This is a genomic window from Roseococcus thiosulfatophilus, from assembly GCF_017311575.1.
GTDB lineage: Bacteria > Pseudomonadota > Alphaproteobacteria > Acetobacterales > Acetobacteraceae > Roseococcus > Roseococcus thiosulfatophilus.
The window spans coordinates 23,805-30,203 of sequence record NZ_JAFFQY010000019.1; the positions used below are offsets into that span (position 1 = coordinate 23,805).

General features: G+C 70.2%; 9 protein-coding genes. 5 read left to right on the forward strand and 4 right to left on the reverse strand.

Translation table 11 applies throughout. The features are described 5' to 3' along the window. Window positions 1–2 precede the first annotated feature (2 nt). Window positions 3–401: a carboxymuconolactone decarboxylase family protein gene (locus tag JTN19_RS08890; protein WP_206931564.1), complete on the reverse strand. Its 399-nt coding sequence runs from the start codon at window positions 399–401 to the stop codon at window positions 3–5. Between the two features lie 91 nt (window positions 402–492). On the opposite strand from JTN19_RS08890, the gene JTN19_RS08895 reads away from it, so the two are divergent. Further along, the gene (locus JTN19_RS08895) at window positions 493–1,377 is read left to right on the forward strand and encodes an alpha/beta fold hydrolase (protein WP_206931565.1); all 885 of its coding nucleotides are present in this window, start codon (window positions 493–495) and stop codon (window positions 1,375–1,377) included. A gap of 36 nt (window positions 1,378–1,413) precedes the next feature. Here JTN19_RS08895 and JTN19_RS20140 read toward each other — a convergent pair whose 3' ends face one another. From JTN19_RS20140 to JTN19_RS08905, 3 genes are read right to left on the reverse strand one after another with little or no spacing between them, the layout of a single operon-like run. Further along, a complete protein-coding gene (locus JTN19_RS20140) occupies window positions 1,414–2,244 on the reverse strand; it encodes a methyl-accepting chemotaxis protein (protein WP_242530999.1) in 831 nt (276 codons plus the stop codon). A 33-nt stretch (window positions 2,245–2,277) separates the two neighbouring features. Further along, on the reverse strand, window positions 2,278–2,868 hold the full coding sequence (locus tag JTN19_RS20145; RefSeq protein WP_242531000.1) for a PAS domain-containing protein: 591 nt from the start codon (window positions 2,866–2,868) through the stop codon (window positions 2,278–2,280). A 16-nt stretch (window positions 2,869–2,884) separates the two neighbouring features. Then, window positions 2,885–3,160, reverse strand: a complete 276-nt coding sequence (locus tag JTN19_RS08905; protein WP_206931566.1) for a hypothetical protein — start codon at window positions 3,158–3,160, stop codon at window positions 2,885–2,887. Window positions 3,161–3,244: 84 nt separating this feature from the next. Between JTN19_RS08905 and JTN19_RS08910 the strand changes: the two genes are divergently transcribed. The 4 genes from JTN19_RS08910 to JTN19_RS08925 all read left to right on the forward strand — a co-directional run. Beyond that, complete coding sequence (locus tag JTN19_RS08910; RefSeq protein ID WP_206931567.1) at window positions 3,245–3,769, forward strand: NUDIX hydrolase; 525 nt, start codon at window positions 3,245–3,247, stop codon at window positions 3,767–3,769. A 32-nt stretch (window positions 3,770–3,801) separates the two neighbouring features. Next, window positions 3,802–4,182: a hypothetical protein gene (locus JTN19_RS08915; protein ID WP_206931568.1), complete on the forward strand. Its 381-nt coding sequence runs from the start codon at window positions 3,802–3,804 to the stop codon at window positions 4,180–4,182. Between the two features lie 61 nt (window positions 4,183–4,243). Next, a complete protein-coding gene (locus tag JTN19_RS20520; RefSeq protein ID WP_206931569.1) occupies window positions 4,244–5,950 on the forward strand; it encodes a GMC family oxidoreductase N-terminal domain-containing protein in 1,707 nt (568 codons plus the stop codon). Between the two features lie 43 nt (window positions 5,951–5,993). After that, the coding region (locus JTN19_RS08925; protein WP_206931570.1) for a helix-turn-helix domain-containing protein at window positions 5,994–6,399 on the forward strand (406 nt) is incomplete at its 3' end.

Below are 6,399 nucleotides of genomic sequence, written 5' to 3' on the forward strand. Positions count from 1 at the left end.
GATTACTTCTTCGCCTTGATGGCGCCCTCGGCCACCAGCACCTCATGCGCCGCCTTGAAGGCGTCGAGCGCCGCCGGAATGCCGCAATAGGCCGCGGCGTGGCTGAGGGTGGCGCGGATCTCGTCCACGCTGACGCCGTTGTTGAGCGCGCCCTTCACGTGCAGCTTCACCTCGGGAATCTTGCCGAGCGCGGTCAGCATGGCGAGGTTGATGATGCTGCGCGTCTTGCGGTCCAGCGTCGGGTCGCCCCAGGCCATGCCCCAGGCCCAGGAGGTGGTGATGCGCTGGAAGGCCATCATGAAGTCGTCCGCCTTCTCCAGGCTGGCGTCCACATAATCGGCGCCCAGCACCTCGCGGCGGATGGGCAGGCCCTTCTCGAACAGCGCGTCGTCTTCGGCCATGGCGTGTCTCCCTGTGCAGGTCGGTTTCGCGGTCAGGCTGCGGCGGGATGCCCCCATGGTCAACGGGGGCCACGGGTGCTTGCATGCTTGCATGTTCTTCGATGGCTTCACCCTCGAAACCCGCGATGTCGCGGGCCAGTCCCTCCGGCTGCGGCGCGGCGGCGAGGGCCCGCCTTTGCTGCTGCTGCACGGCAACCCGCAGACCCATGCCATGTGGCACCGCGTGGCACCCGTGCTGGCGAAACGCTTCACCGTGGTGGCGCCCGACCTGCGCGGCTATGGCTTTTCCGGCAAGCCGGGCGTCAGCGCGGAGCACGCGGCGCATGCCAAGCGCGCCATGGCGGCCGACATGGCCGCGTTGATGGAACAGCTGGGCCATGACCGCTTCCAGGTGGTGGCGCATGACCGCGGCGCGCGGGTGGCGCATCGCCTGGCGCTGGACCACGCCGCGCGCGTGGAACGGATGTGCCTGATGGACGTGGTGCCCACCCTGCACCATTTCGAGCACGCGGACATGGCCTTCGCCATGGGCTATTATCACTGGTTCTGGCTGGCCCAGCCGCACCCCCAGCCCGAGCGGCTGATCGAACAGGATGTGGAACTCTGGTTCGACATCCACACCAACCGCGAACCCAAGGACCGCGGCTTCTTCCACCCGGATGCCCGCGCCGACTACCTGGCGGCGCTACGCCTGCCCGGCACCGTCACCTCCATCTGCGAGGATTACCGCGCGGCCGCCACGCTCGACCTGGTGCATGACCGCGAAAGCCGCGCCGCCGGCCACCGCATCGCCTGCCCGCTGCTGGCGCTGTGGGGCGCCAAGGGCAAGATCGGGCAATGGTATGACGCGCTGGCGGTGTGGCGCGACTACGCCACCGGCCCCGTCTCCGGTCACGCCGTGAACAGCGGGCACTACCTGGCCGAGGAGGCGCCGGAGGAGGTGCTGGCCGCGCTGGAGCCCTTCCTGCGCGGCTAGAGCGTTTTCGATGATTTCACCGAAACGCATCCCGCTCTAGCGCGACATCGCGTCCGACGCCGCCTGGGTGCGCGACAGTGAGGCGCTGACCTTCTCGACCGAGCCGGAAACGCTCGTCATGGTGCGCGCCGGGCCCTCCACCGCGCCGGCCGCGGCTTCGAGCTGGCCGCTGATCGCCTCCGTCTCCTCGGTCTGCGCCTGCACGGCGGTCGTGACCTGCGCCACCTCCTCGCGCACGCCGCCCACCGCGTCCCGGATGCCCAGCACCGCCTGCGCCACGCCGCTGGACAGGTTCTGCAGGCTGTCGATCTCCGCGTTGATCTGCTCCGTCGCGCGCGCGGCCTGGACGGCCAGGTTCTTCACCTCGCCCGCCACCACGGCGAAGCCCTTGCCGGCGTCGCCCGCCCGCGCCGCCTCGATCGTCGCGTTCAGCGCGAGGAGGTTGATCTGGCTCGCCACGCTGCGGATCAGCGCCACGATGCCGCCCATGGCCTGGGCCGCGCGCGCCATGGCGTCCGTGTTGCCGCTCACGGAAAGCGCCTGGGCGAAGGCCGCCTCCGTGCCCTGCCGCGCGCGGTCCATGCCGTGGCCAACCTCCTGCATGGCGCGCGCCACGGCGCCGCCGGAGGCCGAGGCCTCGCGGATTTCCGCCGTCACGCCGCCCGCCGCCTCCACCGCGCCGCGCGTTTCCGCCGCGGTGGCGTCCACCTCCCGCATCATGTCGGTGAGCTGGGTGAGGAGCTGCACCTGCGCCGTCACATCGGTCGCGAACTTCACGACCCGCACCACCCGGCCATTCTCGTCGATGATGGGGTTGTAGGAGGCCTGGATCCAGACGCTGCGCCCGCCCCGGCCCACACGCCGCATCCGGCCGACATGGGGCCGGCCCGCGCGCAGCCCTTACCACATCGCCCGGTATTCGGGCAGGCCCACATCCTCCGGCGGCATGAAGAGGCTGTGCGGACGGCCCTGGATCTCCTCCAGCCGGTAGCCCATCACGTCCAGGAAGGCCTTGTTGGCCGTCAGCACCTCGGCCTGCGGGGTGAAGCTGATGACGGCGTTGGTCCGGCCGATGGCCGCGATCTCCGCCGCATAGTCCAGGTTCTTCAGGCGGTGCGTCGCGTCCTCCCATTCCACCACGAAGCCGATGCGCTGGCCGTCCTCGTCCAGCGGTGTCACCACCAGGTCGAAGACTTGGGCGCCGATGCGGATGGTGGCGGCGTGCGGCTTGTCCAGCGCGGCCAGCGTGTGGCGCTGGTGGTCGGGTTGGCGGTGGAAGACATCGAAATTGCTGCCGATGAGCCCGGCCACGCTGAAGCGCGGCAATTCGCGCCGCAGGTCGGCTTCCGACGCGCTCAGCAGCCGGACGACGGAAGGGTTCACATAAACGATGTTGAGATCGCGATCCGCGATCATGACATTGCCGCGCAAGGCAGCGAGAGCCGCCCCCTGCAGGCGGTCGGCCAGGGGCGGCTTGGAACGGATGAACATGCCTTTGCTTCCTCGGTCAGGTGGCCAGGAAAGCAATACATCCCTTAACCGTGGGTTTAAGGCGGGACGCCTCGCGGCCTGGTGCCCGAACACGCTGGATTCCGCCCGCGGCCATGGCCGGCGACGCATCCCGCGTGGGGGTGAGGCAGCCGCTCACCTTCGAAACCGCCTCGAAGATGCCGGTCATCTCCCGCGCCGGCCCCTGCGCGGCGCCGGCCGCCTTCTCCCGGTCAGTGCGGATGCGCCCGGCGCCATCGGTCTGGACCGGCGCGGCGGCGGTGGCCTGCGCCACGGCGGCGAAGCTCTGGCCGGCATCGCCCGCGTGCAGCCCCTCATTGCCGCTTGCGGCCGCGCGCGGCCATGCGACATTCCCTCCATGACAACCGAACGCTTCCAGCGCCGCATCCCCGAGGGCGAGGACCGTGAGCGCCTGATCTGCGGCGATTGCGGCTTCGTGGCCTATGAGAACCCCAAGATCGTGGTCGGCTCCGTGGTCAGCGAGGGCGGGCGCGTCCTGCTCTGCCGCCGCGCCATCAACCCCCGCCGCGGCTTCTGGACCCTGCCCGCCGGCTACATGGAGTTGGGCGAAACGGTCGAGGAAGGGGCCAGACGTGAAGCCTGGGAGGAGGCTCGGGTTAAGCTCGCGTTGGAAGGAATATTGGCCGTTTACTCTATCGCCAGAATCGGACAAGTTCAGGTGATCTTCCGGGCCGGCCTTGCCGAGCCAGGACATCAGCCGGGCCCCGAAAGCCTCGAGACCCGCTTCTTCGAATGGGGGGATATCCCATGGGACGACATCGCCTTCCCCTCCGTGCATTGGGCGCTGAAGGCCTGGCGGGAGGGCGGGACGGGGGTCGCGGGGAACCCGCCGGAAGACCGGCGCGGCATGGCCGGGCTCTAGCCGCGGCGCTGCTGCTGCCAGGGCTGTGGCTGATGGCCCCCGCGCCGCTGGCCGCGCAGTCCCGCATTGATACGCGGATGGAGACGCTCTCCGAGGCGCCGAGCCAGCCCCGCGCCCGCGCCAATGACCCGCGCGACCGCGCCTTCCGCTCCGGCGGCCTCGCCGCCACGCCGGATTTCGGCAATGCCCCGCGCCCCGCGCCCCGGGTGGAGCTGGCGCCGCGGCCCAACCTCAGCCTCGACGCCCCCCGCGCGCCCATGGCCGAGGAGGTGGCGGGCATCCGCCCCACCATCATCAACCCCGCCATCCCCGGCAATGGCATGGCGGCCGAGGGCATGGTCAACCGGCGCGAGCGGCGCTTCCTCGACACGCCGGCCGCCGGCGCCCGCTTCTCCGCGCCCGTGACCTGGTAGAGGACTTCGCATCCCCTCGCATGGGGGGCAGACTGCACGCGCATCCTGGGGAGGACAGCGCGTGGATTTCGACACCATCATCGTGGGCGGCGGCTCGGCCGGCTCCGTCCTGGCGCACCGGCTTTCGGCGCGCGGCCATCACCGCGTCCTGGTCTGCGAGGCCGGGCCCGACGCGCCGCCCGGCCAGGAGGCGCCCGAAATCCGCGACAGCTATCCCGGCACCGCCTATTTCGACCCGCGCTTCCACTGGACCGAGCTGAAGGTCCACACCCAGGTCGTCAGCCACAACAACCCGGAGGACCGCCCGCCGCTGCGCAAATACGAGCAGGCGCGGGTGCTGGGCGGCGGTTCCTCCATCAACGGCCAGATGGCCAATCGCGGCGCCCCCACCGACTATGACGAATGGGCGGCGCGCGGCGCGGAGGGCTGGGGCTGGCAGGACTGCCTGCCCTATTTCAAGAAGGTGGAGCGCGACCTCGACTTCGACGGGCCCCTGCACGGCAAGGAGGGGCGCATCCCCGTCCGCCGCATCATGCCGGAGAACTGGAACCCGCACGCCCGCGCCGTCACCCAGGCCTTCAAGGAAGCGGGCTTCGACTACATCCCCGACCAGAACGGCGAATGGCGGGACGGCTACTTCCCCATCACCATCTCCAACGAGAACGAGGCCCGCGCCAGCGCGGCCATGGGCTACCTGGACGCCGAGACGCGCCGGCGCCCCAACCTGACCCTCTCCTGCGAGACGGTGGTGAAGCGCCTGCTCTTCGAGGGCACGCGCTGCGTGGGCGTGGTGGCCCTGGTGCGCGGGCAGGAACAGGAGTTCCGGGCCAAGGAGGTGATCCTCTCCTCCGGCGCCATCCATTCGCCGGCGCATCTGCTGCGCGCGGGCATCGGCCCGGCCGGGCATCTGCGCGACCTCGGCATCGAGGTGCTGCACAACCTGCCCGGCGTGGGCCAGGGGCTGATGGACCACCCCTCCATCGCCCTCTCCTCCTTCGTGAAGCGCGCGGCGCGGGTGGAGAACCATGTGACGCGCCGGCACATCCTGGCGGGGCTGCGCTATTCCTCAGGGCTGGAGGGCATCCCGGCCGGCGACATGTTCGTGGCCGTGGTGAACAAATCCGCCTGGCACGCGGTGGGCGAGCAGGTGGGCAGCTTCCTCATCTGGGTGAACAAGACCTATTCCGAGACGGGCCAGGTGCGCCTGGCTTCCGCCGACTGGCAGGCGGAGCCGGTGGTGGAGTTCAACCTTCTATCGGACCGGCGGGACCTCGACCGGCTGATGCACGGCTTCCGCATGTGCGCGGGGATGATGATGGCGCCGTCGCTGGCGCAGGTGACGGACAACCCCTTCCCCGCCGCCTATTCCGACCGCGTGCGCAAGATCGGCGTGATCAACGCGAAGAACCGCTTCCTGACGAACGTCATCTCTCGCTTCCTCGACGGCCCGGCCTTTTTGCGGCGCGCCTTCATCGAGCGCTTCGTGGTGGAGGGCTTCCAGTTCCAGGAGGTGATGACCGACGACACGGCGCTGGAGGCCTTCATCCGCAAGGCCACCATCGGCATCTGGCATGCCTCCTGCTCCTGCCGGATGGGGCGGGAGGAAGACCCGATGAGCGTGGTGGACACGGAAGGGCGGGTGAAGGGCATCGAGGGGCTGCGGGTGGTGGATGCCTCCATCTTCCCGGTGGTGCCCTGCGCGAACACCAATTTCCCGACGCTGATGAGCGCGGAGAAGATCAGCGACGCCATCCTCGCCGGGCACTGAACTTCGCAACCCCGGTCAACCGGGCATGGCGTAGAAGCCCGCCATGCCCATCAAGACCCTCACCCTCACCGACCACGCCCGGCGCATCGCCCGCGCCATGTCCCACCTGGCCGAGCGGCTGGACCAGCCGCCGAGCCTGGACGAGCTGGCCTCCGTCGCCGCCTTCTCGCCCTATCATTTCCACCGCGCCTACCGCGCGCTGGCGGGCGAGACACCGATGGAGACGCTGGCCCGGCTGCGCCTTTCCCGCGCCGCCGCCGCCCTGCTCAAGAGCGACGCGCCCATGGCCCGCATCGCGCAAGAGGCCGGCTACGCCTCCATCCCCGCCTTCACCCGCGCCTTCCGCGAGGCGCATGGCATCCCGCCCGGCGCCTATCGCGCCCGCGCCGGCATCGGGCTGGAGGGGGACATGCTCGCCAAGGTCGAGATCGTGGAATTGCCCGCCTTGC